A 17,339-nucleotide genomic window follows, 5' to 3' on the forward strand; every position below is an offset into this window, starting at 1 on the left:
GATGCGGATTCACATCCAATCGCCGTAAAGATTGGTAATTCTTTGGGGATTAGCTTTATTTTTGCAACAATGATCCAATCGCCCGGGCATCCCTGAAAGGCGCATGGGTATCGGCGCGTCGCAAGCACGTTCCGGAACCCTTTGGCAAAATCCTTGGCATTTGTTGCGTAAGCGCATCACCGCGCGCCCCCATTCGAAGGCCACCCGATGACTCCGTTTTCCGTACTCGATCTCGCCCCCATTCCGGACGGCGCAGACGCCTCCCAGGCTTTCCGCAACACCGTCGACCTTGCGCAGCACGCGGAACGCTGGGGCTACCAGCGCTACTGGCTCGCCGAGCACCACAACATGCCCGGCATCGCGAGCGCGGCGACCGCCGTCGTGATCGGCCATGTCGCGGGCGCCACGAAGACGATCCGCGTCGGCTCGGGGGGCATCATGCTGCCGAACCACGCGCCGCTCGTGATCGCCGAGCAGTTCGGCACGCTCGCGTCGCTGTATCCGGGGCGCATCGACCTCGGCCTCGGCCGCGCGCCCGGCACCGACCAGACCACGTCGCGCGCGCTGCGCCGCGACCTGATCGGCAGCGCCGATTCGTTTCCGGACGACGTCACCGAACTGCAGCGCTACTTCGCGGAGCCGGTGCCCGGCCAGCGCGTGCGCGCGGTGCCCGGCGCGGGGCTCGACGTGCCCGTCTGGCTGCTCGGTTCGAGCCTGTTCAGCGCCCAGCTCGCCGCGATGCTCGGGCTGCCGTTCGCGTTCGCGTCGCACTTCGCGCCGGATTACCTGATGCGCGCGCTCGAGATCTATCGTGCGCAGTACCGGCCGTCGGCCGCATGGCCGAAGCCGCACGCGATGGTCGGGGTCAACGTGTTCGCGGCCGATACCGACGACGAGGCGCGGCACCTGTTCACATCGCTGCAGCAGCAGTTCATCAACCTGCGGCGCGGCACGCCGGGCAAGCTGCCGCCGCCCGTCGACGTGCTCGAGGCGAACGAGCTCGAACTCGCGAACGTCGCGCATTCGCTGTCGTTCGCGGCGGTCGGTTCGCGCGACACGGTGCGCGACAAGCTGCGCGACCGCATCGCGCAGACGGGCGCCGACGAAGTGATCATCACCGCGCAGATCTACGATCATGCCGCGCGGCTGCGCTCGTTCGAACTGGCCGCGCAGATCCGCGACGAACTCGCGAACGACGCGCGCTGACGGCACTGGCGCGGGGCGGGCGATCGCCCGCCCCGCGTCACTGCGGGTGCACGGCTTCCAGCCCGTCGAGCAGCGCCTTGTGGAACGCGTCCGGATCCTGGATCTGCGGCGCGTGCCCGAGCGCCGGGAATTCGACCAGCTGCGCGCCGGGGATCGCCGCCTGCGTGCGCTTCGCGAGTTCCGGATAGTGACCGAGCTTCGCGTGCACGTCGGGCGGCGCGACGTCCTTGCCGATCGCGGTCGTGTCCTTGTCGCCGATCATGAGCAGCGTCGGCACGCGGATCGCACCGAGTTCGTAGACCACCGGCTGCGTGAGGATCATGTCGTAGATCAGCGCGGAGTTCCACGCGACCGCGTCGCGACCGGCGCCGCGATACATCCCGGCAAGCATCTGCACCCAGCGCTCGTACGACGGTGACCACTTGCCCGCGTAATACGTCGACTGTTCGTAGCGGCGGATGGCTTCGGCCGTCGTCTTCAGCTCACGCGCATACCAGTAGTCGACCGACAGCGGCGGCACGCCGAGCGCCTTCCAGTCCTCCAGGCCGATCGGGTTCACGAGCACGAGCTGATCGGTCGCCTTCGGATACATCAGCGCATAGCGCATCGCGAGCATCCCGCCCGTCGAGTGCCCGACGATCGTCGCCGCTTTCACGCCGATCGATTCCAGCAGCGCGTGCGTATTGCGCGCAAGCTGCTGGAAGCTGTACTGGTAGCGATCGGGTTTCGACGACTTGCAGAAGCCGATCTGGTCCGGTGCGATCACGCGATAGCCGGCGCGTGTCAGCACGCCGATCGTGTCTTCCCAGGTCCCCGCGCAGAAGTTCTTGCCGTGCAGCAGCACGACGGTGCGGCCGTTCGGGTGTGCCGGCTGCACGTCCATGTACGTCATCTCGAGGGTTTCGCGCTGCGATGTGAACGCGTAGCGATGCACGGGCTCCGGGTAGTCGAAGCCTTCCAGCCGCGGGCCGTACACCGGCCCGTCGTTGCCGGCGGGCACCGGGGCGGCCTCTGCCGCGGAGGTCGCACATGCGAAGGCAATGCCCGCGCCAAACAGGGCAGCGCGCGCGACAGACAACAACTTGCAAATCGGAAGCATGGCGGTCACGGTGATTGGAAACGCACGCGGGCAGCCGGACGGCGCCGCGCCCCGCGATTCTACGCGGTCGCGTGACGACGGCGCGCAACACCGGCGCCGCGCGACTTCCGCGTGCGCGACGAACTCGGGTATCGTGTGACGTGACCCTGAAACGCGTGCAGGCGAATTCCCATGAAAAACGTCCTCAGCATTCAGTCGCACGTCATCTACGGCCATGCCGGCAACAGTGCGGCCGTGTTTCCGATGCAACGCCTCGGCGTCAACGTCTGGCCGCTCAATACCGTCCAGCTGTCGAATCACATGCAGTACGGCCACTGGGCCGGCAGCGCGATCGATGCCGCGAAGATGGAACAGCTCGTCGACGGCATCGCCGCGATCGGCGCGCTCAAGCGCTGCGACGCCGTGCTGTCCGGTTTCCTCGGTTCGCCGCCGCAGGCGCGTGCGGCAGCCGAGATCGTGCGCACGGTGAAGGCGATGAATCCGAACGCGTGGTACTTCTGCGATCCGGCAATGGGCCAGACGGGCGGCATCCGGCCCGAACCCGGCGTCGAGGAATACATGGTCCAGGAGATGCCGGCGCTCGCGGACGGCATGTCGCCCAACCACACCGAACTGCAGAAACTCGCCGGGCGGCGCATCGAAACCGTCGCCGAAGCCGTCGACGCATGCCGCACGCTGATCCGCCGCGGCCCGCAGATCATCCTCGTCAAGCACCTGCACGACCGCAACAGCCCAGCCGATCGTTTCAACATGCTCGCCGTCACTGAAACCGAGGCGTGGATCGGCCAGCGTCCGCTGTACGCGTTTCCGCGCCATCCGGTCGGCGTCGGCGACCTGACCAGCGCGATCTTCGTCGCGTGCCGGCTGCGCGGCGACTCCGTGCGCGCCGCGTTCGAGCACACACTCGCAGCCGTGCACGCGGTCGTGAAGGCCACCTACGACGCGCGCCGCTACGAGCTCGAACTCGTCGCCGCGCAGGACGAAATCGCGCGCCCGAGCGAATGGTTCGGCGCGTGGGTGACGGACGCCTGACGCGTCGGCACCGCCCGCCGTTTCATCGGCGCATAGCGCGCGCCGCCCCGCTTTCCCGACCTGCCCCTTCTTCACGTCGCCGTTGGCGATACGCATCCCGATGCGGCTTCGACGCGGATGCAAACGTTTCCGGACTTCACATGAATGACACCGATTTCTCGCTATGCTCGCGGCGGCACAAACTGGCGCAGCCGCATCCTGCGACCCGGGCGCGCCCTTCCCGTAGGCCCCGCCAATCGGCTCCCCCCTTTATCACACGATAACGACCATGACCCGATCGAACCGTCGTGACTTCCTGCGCGTCGCCGCCGGCACTGCCGGCGCCGCCGCGCTGAACCTGTTTCCGCCCGTGATCCGCGATGCGCTCGCGATTCCCGCGAACCGCCGCACCGGCACGATCCGCGACATCGAACACATCGTGATTCTGATGCAGGAGAATCGCTCGTTCGACCACTACTTCGGCACGATGCGCGGTGTCCGCGGCTTCGGCGATCCGCGCCCGCTGCGCCTCGCGAACGGCAAGTCGGTGTTCCACCAGCCGGTCGGCCCGGCCGAACTGCTGCCGTTCCACCCGGGCGCGGACAAGCTCGGCCTGCAGTTCCTGCAGGACCTGCCGCACGGCTGGCAGGACATGCATGCCGCATGGAACAAAGGCCGCTACGACCAGTGGGTGCCGAACAAGGGCACCACGACGATGGCGTACCTGAAACGCGACGACATCCCGTTCCACTACCAGCTCGCCGACGCGTTCACGATCTGCGACGCGTACCACTGCGCGATCCCGAGCTCGACCGACCCGAACCGCTACTACATGTGGACCGGCTACGTCGGCAACGACGGCACGGGCGGCGGCCCGGTGCTCGGCAACGAGGAAAAGGGCTACGCCTGGACGACCTATCCGGAAGTGCTCGAGCAGGCCGGCGTGTCGTGGAAGATCTACCAGGACATCGGCACGGGGCTCGACGCGAACGGCTCGTGGGGCTGGACGCAGAACCCGTACATCGGCAACTACGGCGACAACTCGCTGCTCTACTTCAACCAGTACCGCACCGCGCTGCCCGGCACGCCGCTGTACGACAAGGCGCGCACCGGCACCAACATCAGCGCGGGCGGCACGCTGTTCGACGTGCTGCAGCAGGACGTGAAGAACGGCACGCTGCCGCAGGTGTCGTGGATCTGCGCGCCGGAAGCGTATTCCGAGCACCCGAACTGGCCCGCGAACTACGGCGCGTGGTACATCGAGCAGGTGCTGCAGGCGCTGGTGTCGAATCCCGAGGTGTGGAGCAAGACCGCGCTGTTCATCACGTACGACGAAAACGACGGCTTCTTCGACCACGTGCAGCCGCCGTTCGCGCCGCAGTCGCGCGACAACGGGCTGTCGACCGTCGCGACGACCAACGAGGTGTTCGCCGGCGACGCGTCGCACATGGCCGGCCCGTACGGGCTCGGGCCGCGCGTGCCGATGCTGGTCGTGTCGCCGTGGACCAAGGGCGGCTGGGTCTGCTCGCAGACCTTCGATCACACCTCGCTGCTGCAATTCATCGAGGCACGCTTCGGCGCGCAGCATGCGGTCGCGGCGGCGAACGTGTCGCCGTGGCGCCGCACGGTGTGCGGCAACCTGACGTCCGCGTTCGACTTCTCGACACCCGACGCAAGCTGGCCGCAGCTCCCGGACACGAGCGGCTACGCGCCGCCCGACCGCACCCGGCACCCCGACTACATCCCGGTCCCGCCGGTCGTCCAGCATCTGCCGAAGCAGGAGCACGGCCTGCGTCCGGCGCGCGCGCTGCCGTACGAACTGTTCGTGCACGGGCGGATCGACGACGCGAGCGGCCAGTTCCGGCTGACCTTCGCGAACACCGGCACCGCGGGCGCGGCGTTCCAGGTCCAGGCGCGCAACCGCGCCGACGGCCCGTGGGCATATACGGTCGACGCCGGCAAGCGGCTGTCCGACACGTGGAGCCCTGCGCCGTCGCTCGGCCTGTACGACCTCGACGTGTACGGCCCGAACGGCTTCTACTGCCACTTCCGCAGCCCTGCCGCGTCGGCGGTCGGGCCGGCGAGCGTCAACCCCGAGGTGGTCTACGGCTACGACGTCGCGAACGGCAACATCACGCTGCGCCTGATGAACCGCGGCCACCGGACGGTACGGCTCAAGGTGACGAACGCCTACGGCCACGGCCATGCGCGCGAGTTCGATCTCAAGCCGGGCACCCACGTCGACGACTACTGGGACCTGCGCGGCAGCCACGGCTGGTACGACCTGACCATCAGCGACGGCAAGCCGCTCGGCTTCCAGCGCCGCTTCGCCGGCCACGTCGAGACCGGCCGCCCGAGCACCAGCGATCCGCTGATCCGCACGACCGCGTCGCATCACGACGAGCAAGCCGCTTCGGACGTGCTGTCCGACTGACGGTATCCCCCAGCGCGGCGCGGCCCCGGCGGGTCGCGCCGCGCGTCTGCCCCGCGCCGTACCCCCTCCTCCCCGCCCGTTCCGTTCGCGACGGGAAACTCCCGATACCGGCCGCCACCGCACGCGCGGAAGCTATGCGCAAATCCTCACCGAATGCGCGGCAAATTGCCAAGACCCGTGCATATCGGCGACCTATATATCGAGGCGATCGGGGCTCTTCGCGGAGCCTGACGGGAGATTCTTCCGAGGCGCATGATGCCGACCTCCCCGCCCGATTCCGAGAAGCGGTCGAACCGCCCGCCCGTCGCACGCGCCCGGCTCGCACGAGCGCGTGCGGTACCCACTCGCAGGTATCGAACAAGAGGAACAACATGAAATTCCGTCATTCCCTGCTGTCGGTGTCGATCGCATCCGCGCTTGCCCTCCTCTCGCAACAGGCCGCCTGGGCCGCCGACGCAACCGACGTGAAGGTCGGCTTCGCCGCGCCGCTCACGGGCGTGAACGCCGGCTACGGCAAGGACCTGCAGAACGGCGTGCAGCTCGCGCTCGACGACGCCGCCGCGCAGAAGGTGCAGATCGCCGGCAAGCCCGTGCACTTCAATCTCGTCGTGCAGGACGACCAGGCCGACCCGCGCATCGGCGTGCAGGCCGCGCAGGCGCTCGTCGACCAGAACGTGTCGGTCGTGGTCGGCCACTTCAACTCGGGCACGACGATTCCGGCGTCGGTCGTCTACGACAAGGCCGGCATTCCGGTGATCGACCCGGCCGCGACCAATCCGACACTGACGTCGCGCGGGCTCGCGAACATGTTCATGGTGATCGCGACCGACGGGCAGAACGCCGGCAACGCGGGCAAGTACGCGGTCGACGTGACCAAGGCGAAGCGCATCGCGATCATCGACGACCGCACGGCGTTCGGCCAGGGCGAGGCAGACGAATTCGAGAAGGCCGTGAAGGCCGCCGGCGGCACGATCATCGGCCGCGAGTTCACCAGCAACCAGGCGGTCGACTTCCGCGCGCAGATCACGAGCCTGAAGGGCAAGAACCCCGACCTGATCTTTTTCGGCGGCCTCGATTCGCTCGCCGCGAACTTCATCAAGCAGATGCGCCAGCTCGGGCTGAACGCGCAGTTCGTCGGCGGCGGCGGCGTGAAGGACAACGAGTTCATCAAGATCGCGGGCCCGGCCGCCGAAGGCGCGATGGCGTGGGAATACGGCCAGCCGCTCGACGAGCTGCCGCAAGGCAAGGACTTCGAACAGCGCTTCAAGAAGCGCTTCGGCGTCGACGTGCTGTCGTATGCGCAGTTCGGCTATGACGCGGCCTGGGCGGCGATCAAGGCGATGCAGGCGGCCGGCTCGACCGACCCGAAGGTCTATCGCCCGGCGCTCAAGAAGATCGACTTCGAAGGGGTCACCGGCCGCATCTCGTTCGCGAACGACGGCTCGCTGAAGAGCGGGATGTCGACGCTGTACCAGGTGAAGAGCGGTGCGTGGAAGACGATCGTGACGAAGGGAGGCTGATCGGCTTATCGATGCGGCGGCGGCCGGCGGCGGTAACGCCGCCCGGCCCCGCGGATCGACGAAGGCACATCGATCTCGTATGACGACTGATATTCAGGCGATCCGGCGAGGCCAGCGGCAACGCAGGCCGCTCAGCCCGGCGCGTCAGCTGGCCTGCGTGTCGCGCTCGGCTTCGGCCGCCTCGTGCGCGCGGCGCAGCCGCTCGCGGCTGTTGGTGAGGTGCGTGCGCATTGCCGCGCGTGCGGCCTCCGGGTCGTGGCGCGCGATCGCCTCGTAGATATCCTCGTGCTCGTGGTTCAGCCGGCCGACATAACGCTCGAGATCGTCGCCGGCGAAGCGCGCCGAATTCACGCGCGTACGCGGGATGATCGACGTGCCGAGCTGCGTCATGATGTCGACGAAATAGCGGTTGCCGGTGGACTGCGCGATCTGCAGGTGGAACTGGAAGTCGAGCTGCGCCGTGTCGCGGCCGCCGCCCGCGCCCGTCGCGATCGCGTCGAGCGCGCGCCGCAGCGCGGCGAGGTCGGTATCGTTCGCGCGCTGCGCGGCCAGGCTCGCGCACTCGCTCTCGAGGCTGATGCGCAGCTCCAGCACCGCGAGCACGTCGCGCAGCGTCGTGATCGTCGCGGGATCGATGCCGAGCGTCTGGCGGCGCGACGGCTCCAGCACGAAGCTGCCGATGCCGTGGCGCGTTTCGACGAGGCCGCTCGCCTGCATCCGCGAGATCGCCTCGCGCACAACCGTCCGGCTCACGCCCTGCGCCGCCATGACTTCGGTTTCGGTCGGCAGCTTGTCGCCGGGACGCAGCGTGCCGTTTTCGATCTGCGCGGTCAGCGCGTCGACGACATCTTGTGCGAGGCTGCGTGCGCGACGGCGCGGCGCTGCGGGAAACGTAGGCACGGACATGAGGCCGGTTCCTTTTTGAATGATCGTAATATGTGGGCCGAGGGTTTACGCGGGGTTTGAGCGAAAGCCGATGATTCATTATACTGCGTCACAAGTCATCCGACGACTGATGATCGATGCACAGATCTCCTGTCGACTCAAGCCGGCATTTCAGCGCCTGCCCGGTCCCATGCCTTACGATCAGCCAGCGTTCGCGTTCCGCGCTCCGCTGGTTCGGTTGTCGCTTCCACCCCGTTCCGGGTTGCTGTCGACATGCAGGCCTTGCGCGCCGCGCACGTCGGTTGTCGAATGATCGCACCTCCCGCCGCGCGCGGCAAAGCTTTTGCCGCACGGCATTGCCCACCCTTTCGCCATCGCCGCCCATGAACGCCGTCACTGCCTCGCCTTCCCACGACACGCCGCGTATCGTCGACCTGCAAGCGATTCCGGTCGCCGGCCACGACAGCATGCTGCTCAACCTGAGCGGCGCGCACGGTCCGTTCTTCACCCGCAACCTCGTGATCCTGAAGGACAGCGCGGGCCGGACCGGCGTCGGCGAAGTGCCGGGCGGCGAAAGCATCCGCCGCACGCTCGACGACGCGCGTGCGCTCGTCGTCGGCCAGCCGGTCGGCAATTACCACGCGGTGCTCAACGACGTGCGGCGCACCTTCGCCGACCGCGACGCGAGCGGCCGCGGGCTGCAGACCTTCGACCTGCGCACGACGATCCACGCGGTCACCGCGCTCGAAGCCGCGCTGCTCGACCTGCTCGGCCAGCACCTCGGCGTGCCGGTTGCCGCGCTGCTCGGCGAGGGCCAGCAGCGCGAGCGCGTCGAGATGCTCGGTTACCTGTTCTACATCGGCGACCGCACGAAGACTGCCCTGTCCTATCGCGACGGCAGCGGCGCGACCGACGACTGGACGCGTGTGCGCGACGAGCCGGCGCTGACGCCCGACGCGGTCGTGCGGCTCGCCGAGGCCGCGCATGCGCGCTACGGCTTCAACGACTTCAAGCTGAAGGGCGGCGTGTTCGAAGGCGCCAGCGAGATCGAGGCCGTGACGGCGCTCGCCGAACGCTTCCCCGATGCGCGCGTGACGCTCGATCCGAACGGCGCGTGGTCGCTCGACGAGGCCGTGCGGCTGTGCCGCGACCAGCATCACGTGCTCGCCTATGCGGAAGATCCGTGCGGCGCGGAGAACGGTTACTCGGGCCGCGAGGTGATGGCCGAATTCCGCCGCGCGACGGGGCTGCCGACGGCGACCAACATGATCGCGACCGACTGGCGGCAGATGGGCCACGCGGTGCAGTTGCAGGCCGTCGACATCCCGCTCGCCGATCCGCACTTCTGGACGATGCAGGGCTCGGTGCGCGTCGCGCAGATGTGCCGCGACTGGGGCCTCACGTGGGGCTCGCATTCGAACAACCACTTCGACGTGTCGCTCGCGATGTTCACGCATGTCGCGGCCGCCGCACCGGGTCAGGTCACCGCGATCGACACGCACTGGATCTGGCAGGACGGCGAACGGCTGACGCGCGAGCCGCTGAAGATCGAGAATGGGCTGGTGGAAGTGCCGAAGCGGCCGGGGCTCGGCGTCGACATCGACATGGACGCCGTTGCGGTCGCGCACGAGCTGTACAAGCAGCACGGCCTCGGCGCCCGCGATGATGCGGCGGCCATGCAGTATCTGATTCCGGGGTGGACGTTCAACAACAAGCGCCCTTGCCTCGTGCGTTAAGCACCGGACAGACCGGGCGGCAAGGTCGCCCGGTCACGTCTGGCTGGCCGCGCATGGCGGGCCGGATCTAGTCGGTCGCGCCTGCCCGGCCAGACCTAGCCGGCCGCACCTACCCGGCCAGCCCAATCCCCCGCGCCATCCCCGACGCGGCGAACACGATGACGATCACGAGCACCGCCTGCCAATGGCCGATCCGCACATAGGTGCGCGCACGGCCGATATCGGGCATCTGCTGTTGCCGCGCGGCGACGCGCCACCGGATCAGCCCCAGCATCGGCACGACCTCGAGCAGCAGGATCAGCACGAGCGCGGTCATCTTCAGGTGAAAGAGCGGTTCGTGCAGGTAGTACGCGGTGCCTTTCTCGAAACCGCCGAACGCGCGCGTGAGGCCCGTCACGATCAGCACGAGCGCCGACAGCCCCCAGGCCGCGTCAGCCTTGAATACACCGGGCAGGTCAGCCGCCTGCGCCGACGCGATGAGCCGGCGCAACGCGCGGTTGCGTCCCACGATCGCGGCAAACGCGACGCCGAACGCGCTCAGGTGAATGGCAGCCAGCAACCAACGGACGATCATCGTGCCTCCTTGTCGCCCGCACGCGGTGCACGGGCCCTGTCAGACGATCTGCTTGAGCGCCGCGTCGAGCGCGAGCACCGCGACGCGGTCGCCCTCGGTCGCGAGCGGCGCGCGCATCACGATTTGCCGGTTATGGCCGACGGCCGCCGGCGAATCCCACAGCAGTTCCACCTTCGGCCGCTGGAACAGGCCGCCGCGGCGCGGCGGCACGACAGCAGGCTGCACGCCCTGCGCAGCCTGCTCGCCCGTGGCGGGCACCGCCCGGCCGGGCCAGCGCACCGACAGCTCGCGCGCGTCGTACTGGCCGACCTTGCGGCTTTCCATCCAGACGATCGCGGTGCGCGTCAGCACGTCCAGCGAAATCGCATAACGGCCGACCGCGAAGCGGCGTGCCGCCACGTTGGTCCGCCACAGCGGCCGCGGGCGGCAGACCCAGACGATCGCCGCGTAGAGCGCCGGCGCGGCGACGAGCCAGCCGTTGGTCGCCGTCACCGCATGCAGCGCGCCGCGCCAGCCGGCCGCCCACGCGAACATGCCGATCGACCAGACGGCGAACAGGAAACCGATCAGCGCAAAGACGCGCAGCGCCTGGCGCAGCCACTGCGGCAGCGGATGGAACGGCCGCTCGGCGCGCGCGACGGCGCCCGGCAGCGCGAGCAGCAGGAAGATCAGCACGAGGTAGACGAACGCCCACGGCGACGACACCATCGCCGACAGCGACGAGCGATAGCCCATCTGGGACATCGAGAACAGCCAGCGCGCGAGCAGCACGAGACCGATCGCGCGCAACGCGAAGATCACACCGGCGCCGGGGGCCGGCGCTGCGCGCGTGGTTTTCGTTCTCGCCAAGACTGCTCTCCTCTGGATAATCGTGCGGGGCCGGATTTCACGGCACGGCCATTATAGGGACATTACCGTCTGGACAGACGGCCGGATGGCGTGCCGGGCCGCTTCGGAGGGTGTTCGCGGTGTCGGGCGCGGCGAGAATACAACAGATCCGCGCCGCAGATGTGACAACGCCCCGCCGGGAACCCGGACGGGGCGTCGATGAAGGCCGCCCGCCGCAGCGCGGCGGCGGCCCGCAATCAGTTTGCGTTGACTTCGCGGAGCACCGTGCGGCGCTTTTGGCGCAGCAGTTCCTCGTAGCCCTTCACGTAGTTCTGCGCCATCACCTTCGACGAGAAGCGGGCTTCGAACGCGGCGCGGACCTTCTCGCGCGGCAGCGTATCGAGGCGCTTGAGCGCCGCGACGGCCGACAGTTCGTCTTCGACGACGAAACCCGACACGCCGTTGTCGATCACTTCCGGCACCGAGCCGCGCTTGAACGCGATCACGGGCGTGCCGCAGGCCATCGCCTCGATCATCACCAGGCCGAAAGGCTCCGGCCAGTCGATCGGGAACAGCAGCGCGTGCGCGTTGCCAAGGAATTCGGCCTTTTCGGACTCGCTGATTTCGCCGATGTACTCGACGTGCGGCAGCGCGAACAGCGGCTTGATCTTTTCTTCGTAGTACGCGCGGTCAGCCTTGTCGAGCTTCGCGGCGATCTTGATCGGCAGGCCGGCCTGCTCGGCGATGCGGATCGCCGTGTCGACGCGCTTCTCCGGCGAGATACGGCCGAGGAACGCCAGATAGCTCGGCTTCACGTTCGGGATCGGCGTCAGCAGGTTTTCCGGCAGGCCGTGGTAGACGGTCGACAGCCAGTTCGCCTGCGGCAGCGGGATGCGCTGGTTGTCGGAGATCGACACGACCGGCACGTCGCTGAACGCGTTGAAGATCGGCTGCAGTTCCGGCAGGTCGAGACGGCCGTGCATCGTCGTCAGATGCGGGACCGGCTGGCGCGAGAACAGCGAAAACGGGTAGTAGTCGATGTGGCAGTGCAGGACATCGAACTCTTCCGCGCGGCGGCGCACCTGCTCGAGGAGCAGCATGTGCGGTGCCATCACGTCGCGGATCGTCGGGTCGAGGCGCAGCGCCTGCGGCCAGCAGGCTTCGAGCTTCGCGGAGGTTTGCGAATCGCCGCTCGCGAAGAGCGTGACGTCATGCCCCATCTCGACAAGTGCTTCGGTGAGGTAGGACACCACTCGCTCGGTACCACCGTACAGTTTCGGGGGCACCGCTTCGTGCAACGGAGCGATTTGGGCGATTCGCATGCGTAACTCCTAAAAAATCGGCTAAAAACCAGGTATGGGTCGGCAACCTGCCGGCGGTCCGGGCTGGAGGCATTTCGTCCGAAGATCGGACGAATCAGCCTGCCGGGGGCGTCAAACCCGCGCTGCTCAAGGAGCGTCGGCGACGCGACAGGCATAGAACGTTTGAAACGAAGACCCGTTGACAGGGGTTCGTAAAAAACCTGGAATCGAACCCTGAGCCGATTATCTAGGGTTAATCCTGATACGGCGCACAACATTTCAAACACTTTACTTTGTTACAAAGGCGCAACACTTTGCAACCCGCGGACTTGGGTGTCCGTTCTAGAGTGGAAGGCCCTTTTGGCGTCCCTTGTCATCCGTGGCTGTCGGCAGTGCGATTCCGGCACATGCGGCAGGACAGGATGCCGGATTTTATCTCAAAATCGATCGCGAGCCCCTGGCCAAGGCAAGATTCGCGCAGCGCGACGCACGGCCTTGTTTACAATGCCGGATTATTCAGTCCGGGCGAACGTCGGCAAGCGATCCCGCCGCCACGCTCAATCACCGAATCACCGCACGCATATTTTGGAATCTCTCACCCCTGCCCAGCGCAACGCCCACAACGCGGAGCTGTCGAGCTACGCGCACCGGCCGATCGCGTTTCTGTTCCGCTACATTCGCCTCCACCCCGTCGCACACCTCATCGTGTTCTGCAGCGTGCTGGCCGCCGTCGGCTGCGCGCTCGGCTCGCAATACGCGATCAAGCACCTGATCGACGTGCTGGCGACCGGGCGCCATCATCCGGGCCCGCTGTGGAGCGCGTTCGCGCTGCTCGTCGGGCTGATCGCGGCCGACAACCTGCTGTGGCGCGTCGGCGGCTGGGTCGCCGCGCACACGTTCGTCGCGGTCACCGGCGACCTGCGGCGCGACCTGTTCCAGTACCTGATCGGCCATTCGCCGACCTACTACTCGGAAAAGCAGCCCGGCACGCTCGCGAGCCGCATCACGGCCACGTCGAACGCGGTCTACACGTCCGAGAACACGATGGCCTGGAACGTGCTGCCGCCGTGCATCGCGGTGATGGGCGCGATCCTGATGATCATCGTCGTCAATCCGCTGATGGCCGGCGGCCTGCTCGGCTGCTCGGCCGTGCTCTCCGTCATCCTGTTCAAGCTCGCCGGGCGCGGCTCGGCCCGCCACCATGCGTTCGCGGCGAAGGCCGCGGCGGTCGACGGCGAGCTCGTCGACGTGATCGGCAACATGGGCCTCGTGCGTGCGTTCGGGATGACGCTGCGCGAACAGAAGCGCTTCGGCGCGACGATCAAGGCCGAGATGGACGCGCGCCAGCAAAGCCTGCTCTACCTCGAGAAACTGCGCCTGCTGCACGCGGTGATCACCGCGATGCTGTCCGCCGGCCTGCTCGGCTGGGCGCTGTGGCTGTGGGATCAAGGCCAGGCGACGTCGGGCGACATCGTGCTCGTCAGCTCGCTCGGCTTCACGATCCTGCACGGCACGCGCGATCTCGCGGTCGCGCTCGTCGATGTCACGCAGCACATCGCGCGCCTGTCTGAAGCCGTGAAGACGCTGCTCGAGCCGCACGGGATGCAGGACCACTCCGACGCGCAGCCGCTGTCGGCCAAGGGCGGCCGCGTCGATTTCGAGCGCGTGACGTTCGCGTATCCGCACCGCCGCGCGATCCTCGACCACTTCGACCTCCATATCGAACCGGGCCAGCGTGTCGGCCTGATCGGCAAGTCGGGCGCCGGCAAGTCGACCGTGCTCGCGCTGCTGCAGCGCTTCTACGACACGCAGGATGGCGTCGTGAAGGTCGATAGCCAGGACGTGAAGGCGATCACGCAGGACAGCCTGCGCCATGCGATCGCGCTCGTGCCGCAGGACATCTCGCTGCTGCACCGGACGATCTACGACAACATCGCGTACGGCCGCCCCGACGCGACTCGCGACGAAGTGCTCGCCGCCGCGCGCGACGCGCGCTGCGCGGAGTTCATCGAGGCGATGCCCGAAGGTTATGACACGATCGTCGGCGACCGCGGCGTCAAGCTGTCGGGCGGCCAGCGCCAGCGCATCGCGATCGCGCGCGCGATCCTGAAGGACGCGCCGATCCTGCTGCTCGACGAAGCGACATCGGCACTCGACAGCGCATCCGAGGAAGCGATCCAGAGCGCGCTCGACCGCCTGATGGTCGGCCGCACCGTGATCGCGATCGCGCACCGCCTGTCGACGCTGCGCAACTTCGACCGGATCATCGTGATGAACAACGGCAAGGTGATCGACGACGGCAGCCCCGACGTGCTGCGCAGCCGCCCCGGCCTGTATCGCGACCTGCTCGCGAAGCAGCACGGCCGCCATCACACGGCACCCGACGGCAGCACGCCGACCGGCGAACGCGCGGCCTGACGCGTCCGCGCGCAGCCGACAAAAAAGCCGCAGTGCTTCATGCACTGCGGCTTTTTTATTGCACCGGGAGCAGCCCGCGGGCTACGCGTGTTGCAGATCGCGCAGGAAGTTGTCGCGCCACACCGACACGTTGTTCTCGCGAAGCTGCGCGATCATGTCCGCATAACGCGCACGCCGCTCGGCGAGCGGCATCGTCAGCGCCTGCGATAGCGCATCGGCCATCCCGTCGATATCGATCGGATTGACGATCAGCGCGCCCGTCAGCTCCCGCGCGGCGCCCGCGAAGCGCGACAGGACGAGCACGCCCGGATCGTCCGGATTCTGCGCGGACACATACTCCTTCGCGACGAGGTTCATCCCGTCGCGCAGCGGCGTCACGAAGCCGACCCGTGCGAGCCGGTACAGCGCGGCCAGCACCTGGCGGTCGTACTGGCGGTGAATGTAGAGGATCGGCGCCCAGTCGAGTTCGGCGTAGCGCCCGTTGATGCGCCCCGACTCCGCTTCGAGCTGCAGGCGGATGTCCTGGTACGCGCGCAGGTCCGCGCGCGTCGACGGCGCGATCTGCAGGAACGACACGCGGTTGCGGATCGACGCCTGGTGCTCGAGCAGCTTCTCGAACGCGCGAAAGCGCTCGACAAGCCCCTTCGAATAATCGAGCCGGTCGACGCTCATGATCAGTTGCCGCCCGCGCAGCGACGTCGCGAGCGTGCGCACGGCCTTGCCATGCTCGCCCGCCTGCGCGAGCGACGCGATCTCGTCCGGATACACGCCGATCGGGTAGGCAGCCGCGCGCAGCGTCTGGCCGAACGCGCGCACGCGCACCGTGTGCCCGTCGCGCTCGACCTCGCCGCCCGCCTCGAATTCGACGTAATCGCAGAACGCGCGCAAGTCGGGCTCGGTCTGGAAACCGAGCAGGTCGAACGCGCACAGCGACTCGACGAGCTCGCGGTGCGGCGGCACGTTGACGAGCACCTGCGCGGCCGGAAACGGAATATGCAGGAAGAAGCCGATGCGGTTCTTCACGCCGGCCTCGCGCAGCGCGCGTGCGAACGGGATCAGGTGATAGTCGTGCACCCAGATCACGTCGTCGTCCTGCAGCAGCGGCACGAGCTGCTGCGCCAGCCAGACGTTGACGCGGCGGTAGCCGTCGAATTCGTGGCGGTCGTACTGGATCAGGTCCGCACGGTAATGGAACGCGGGCCACAGCGTCGCGTTCGAGAACCCGCGGTAGTACTGGTCGTAATCGCGGCGCGACAGGCCGACGGTCGCGAACGTCACCGGCCCGCGCTCCTCGATGCGGATCTGCGGCGCGCCGGATGCGACGACCTCGCCGCTCCAGCCGAACCACATGCCGCCCGTCTCCTTCAGTGCGTCGTAGACGCCGATCGCGAGGCCGCCCGCCGCCGGTTCGCCTTCTGAAATCGGTGCGACGCGGTTTGAAACGATGATGAGCCGGCTCATGCGTCAGGCTGCCCCGTGCCGAGCCAGCGCGCGATCTGCTCGTGCAGCGCGTCGACCGACTCGAGCCGCGTGCGGGCGGACGTCTCGCCCGCGCCGACCTTGATCGACAGGCCGCCGCGCGCGTTGACCACCGCGAAGCCCTTCTCGTCGGTCAGGTCGTCGCCCGCGAACAGCGGCATGCGGCCCGCGAACGGCGGTTCGTTGAGGAACGCAGCCAGCGCGCGCCCCTTGTCGACGCCCTTCGGCTTGATCTCGAACACCATCTTGCCGGGCTGCAGCACATACGCATCGGCATAGTCGGCGACGAGGCGCTCGGCCGCTTCGCGTGCTGCCGCCTCGCGCTCGGGCGCGTTGCGGTAGTGCAGCGCGACGGCCGCGCCCTTGATTTCGAGCAGCATGCCCGGATAACGGTCGACGACCCCCGCCAGCTCGCGCTCGATGCGCAGCAGACGTTCGTCGTTGAAGCCGATGCGCTGCGTGTCGCCGTTCGCGTCGCGGCGCTCCGCGCCGTGCAGGCCGGCGATCGGCAGGTCGGGCATCTTCAGGAACGTGTCGAGGTTGTCGATACCGCGCCCGGACACGATCGCGACCGCGCCGTGGGAGCGGCGCCGCAACGCGTCGAGCAACGCCAGCAGCGACGGCGGAACGTGAATGCTGTCGGGCGTCGGCGCCAGTTCGACGAGCGTGCCGTCGAAGTCGAAGAAGAACGCGGTATCGGTCAGGGACAGGGAAGCCGGAACGGATTGCATCGATTCGATAGTCTGAGGGTCGGCCGGTAAAGGCAGGGCCGCCGCTGCGCGAATGGAATTGTGCGCATCTTACCGTGCCTGCGCATCGAAATGGGCGAAACCGGTGCGTCGCAAGCC

13 protein-coding genes are annotated in these 17,339 nt (G+C 67.8%); 6 read left to right on the forward strand and 7 right to left on the reverse strand.

Going from position 1 to position 17,339, the window contains the following annotated elements; all coding sequences use genetic code 11:
• The first annotated feature begins 207 nt into the window (after window positions 1-207).
• Window positions 208-1,206: an LLM class flavin-dependent oxidoreductase gene (locus tag VL15_RS26120; RefSeq protein ID WP_048249493.1), complete on the forward strand. Its 999-nt coding sequence runs from the start codon at window positions 208-210 to the stop codon at window positions 1,204-1,206.
• 37 nt (window positions 1,207-1,243) lie between these two features.
• On the opposite strand, the gene VL15_RS26125 is transcribed toward VL15_RS26120, so the two are convergent.
• Window positions 1,244-2,305 (reverse strand): alpha/beta fold hydrolase, encoded by a 1,062-nt coding sequence (locus VL15_RS26125; protein WP_048249495.1) that lies wholly within the window; start codon window positions 2,303-2,305, stop codon window positions 1,244-1,246.
• A gap of 171 nt (window positions 2,306-2,476) precedes the next feature.
• Here VL15_RS26125 and pdxY point away from each other — a divergent pair, with 171 nt between their 5' ends.
• The 3 genes from pdxY to VL15_RS26140 all read left to right on the forward strand — a co-directional run bounded on the left by pdxY (window position 2,477) and on the right by VL15_RS26140 (window position 7,270).
• Window positions 2,477-3,337 carry a pyridoxal kinase PdxY gene (gene pdxY, locus VL15_RS26130; RefSeq protein WP_048249496.1) on the forward strand — a complete coding sequence of 287 codons (861 nt, stop codon included), beginning with the start codon at window positions 2,477-2,479 and terminating at the stop codon, window positions 3,335-3,337.
• A gap of 268 nt (window positions 3,338-3,605) precedes the next feature.
• Window positions 3,606-5,750 (forward strand): phosphocholine-specific phospholipase C, encoded by a 2,145-nt coding sequence (locus VL15_RS26135; RefSeq protein WP_048249498.1) that lies wholly within the window; start codon window positions 3,606-3,608, stop codon window positions 5,748-5,750.
• A 371-nt stretch (window positions 5,751-6,121) separates the two neighbouring features.
• Complete coding sequence (locus tag VL15_RS26140) at window positions 6,122-7,270, forward strand: branched-chain amino acid ABC transporter substrate-binding protein (protein ID WP_048249499.1); 1,149 nt, start codon at window positions 6,122-6,124, stop codon at window positions 7,268-7,270.
• Between the two features lie 144 nt (window positions 7,271-7,414).
• Here the strand turns inward: VL15_RS26140 and VL15_RS26145 are convergent, their stop codons facing one another.
• Window positions 7,415-8,176: a FadR/GntR family transcriptional regulator gene (locus VL15_RS26145; RefSeq protein ID WP_048249500.1), complete on the reverse strand. Its 762-nt coding sequence runs from the start codon at window positions 8,174-8,176 to the stop codon at window positions 7,415-7,417.
• A gap of 362 nt (window positions 8,177-8,538) precedes the next feature.
• On the opposite strand from VL15_RS26145, the gene gudD reads away from it, so the two are divergent.
• Window positions 8,539-9,891 (forward strand): glucarate dehydratase, encoded by a 1,353-nt coding sequence (gene gudD / locus VL15_RS26150; protein ID WP_048249501.1) that lies wholly within the window; start codon window positions 8,539-8,541, stop codon window positions 9,889-9,891.
• Window positions 9,892-10,000: 109 nt separating this feature from the next.
• Here gudD and VL15_RS26155 read toward each other — a convergent pair whose 3' ends face one another.
• The 3 genes from VL15_RS26155 to VL15_RS26165 all read right to left on the reverse strand — a co-directional run bounded on the left by VL15_RS26155 (window position 10,001) and on the right by VL15_RS26165 (window position 12,615).
• A complete protein-coding gene (locus tag VL15_RS26155) occupies window positions 10,001-10,465 on the reverse strand; it encodes a DUF2214 family protein (protein WP_048249502.1) in 465 nt (154 codons plus the stop codon).
• 39 nt (window positions 10,466-10,504) lie between these two features.
• The gene (locus tag VL15_RS26160; RefSeq protein ID WP_048249503.1) at window positions 10,505-11,314 is read right to left on the reverse strand and encodes a hypothetical protein; all 810 of its coding nucleotides are present in this window, start codon (window positions 11,312-11,314) and stop codon (window positions 10,505-10,507) included.
• Between the two features lie 236 nt (window positions 11,315-11,550).
• Window positions 11,551-12,615 carry a glycosyltransferase family 4 protein gene (locus tag VL15_RS26165; RefSeq protein ID WP_048249504.1) on the reverse strand — a complete coding sequence of 355 codons (1,065 nt, stop codon included), beginning with the start codon at window positions 12,613-12,615 and terminating at the stop codon, window positions 11,551-11,553.
• A gap of 564 nt (window positions 12,616-13,179) precedes the next feature.
• On the opposite strand from VL15_RS26165, the gene VL15_RS26170 reads away from it, so the two are divergent.
• Window positions 13,180-15,012: an ABC transporter ATP-binding protein gene (locus tag VL15_RS26170; RefSeq protein WP_048249506.1), complete on the forward strand. Its 1,833-nt coding sequence runs from the start codon at window positions 13,180-13,182 to the stop codon at window positions 15,010-15,012.
• 81 nt (window positions 15,013-15,093) lie between these two features.
• On the opposite strand, the gene otsA is transcribed toward VL15_RS26170, so the two are convergent.
• Window positions 15,094-16,473: an alpha,alpha-trehalose-phosphate synthase (UDP-forming) gene (gene otsA, locus VL15_RS26175; RefSeq protein WP_048249508.1), complete on the reverse strand. Its 1,380-nt coding sequence runs from the start codon at window positions 16,471-16,473 to the stop codon at window positions 15,094-15,096.
• Complete coding sequence (gene otsB / locus VL15_RS26180; protein WP_048249509.1) at window positions 16,470-17,222, reverse strand: trehalose-phosphatase; 753 nt, start codon at window positions 17,220-17,222, stop codon at window positions 16,470-16,472. The genes otsA and otsB overlap by 4 nt, the downstream gene beginning before the upstream one ends.
• Between the last annotated feature and the right edge of the window lie 117 nt (window positions 17,223-17,339).

Source organism: Burkholderia cepacia, from assembly GCF_001039005.1.
Taxonomy (GTDB): Bacteria; Pseudomonadota; Gammaproteobacteria; order Burkholderiales; family Burkholderiaceae; genus Burkholderia; species Burkholderia theae.

Bases quoted from the DNA above. Each gene is read 5' to 3' on its own strand.
- VL15_RS26120 (WP_048249493.1), top strand. From the start codon at position 208: ATGACTCCGTTTTCCGTACTCGATCTCGCCCCCATTCCGGACGGCGCA.
- VL15_RS26125 (WP_048249495.1), bottom strand. From the start codon at position 2,305: ATGCTTCCGATTTGCAAGTTGTTGTCTGTCGCGCGCGCTGCCCTGTTT.
- pdxY (WP_048249496.1), top strand. From the start codon at position 2,477: ATGAAAAACGTCCTCAGCATTCAGTCGCACGTCATCTACGGCCATGCC.
- VL15_RS26135 (WP_048249498.1), top strand. From the start codon at position 3,606: ATGACCCGATCGAACCGTCGTGACTTCCTGCGCGTCGCCGCCGGCACT.
- VL15_RS26140 (WP_048249499.1), top strand. From the start codon at position 6,122: ATGAAATTCCGTCATTCCCTGCTGTCGGTGTCGATCGCATCCGCGCTT.
- VL15_RS26145 (WP_048249500.1), bottom strand. From the start codon at position 8,176: ATGTCCGTGCCTACGTTTCCCGCAGCGCCGCGCCGTCGCGCACGCAGC.
- gudD (WP_048249501.1), top strand. From the start codon at position 8,539: ATGAACGCCGTCACTGCCTCGCCTTCCCACGACACGCCGCGTATCGTC.
- VL15_RS26155 (WP_048249502.1), bottom strand. From the start codon at position 10,465: ATGATCGTCCGTTGGTTGCTGGCTGCCATTCACCTGAGCGCGTTCGGC.
- VL15_RS26165 (WP_048249504.1), bottom strand. From the start codon at position 12,615: ATGCGAATCGCCCAAATCGCTCCGTTGCACGAAGCGGTGCCCCCGAAA.
- otsA (WP_048249508.1), bottom strand. From the start codon at position 16,473: ATGAGCCGGCTCATCATCGTTTCAAACCGCGTCGCACCGATTTCAGAA.
- otsB (WP_048249509.1), bottom strand. From the start codon at position 17,222: ATGCAATCCGTTCCGGCTTCCCTGTCCCTGACCGATACCGCGTTCTTC.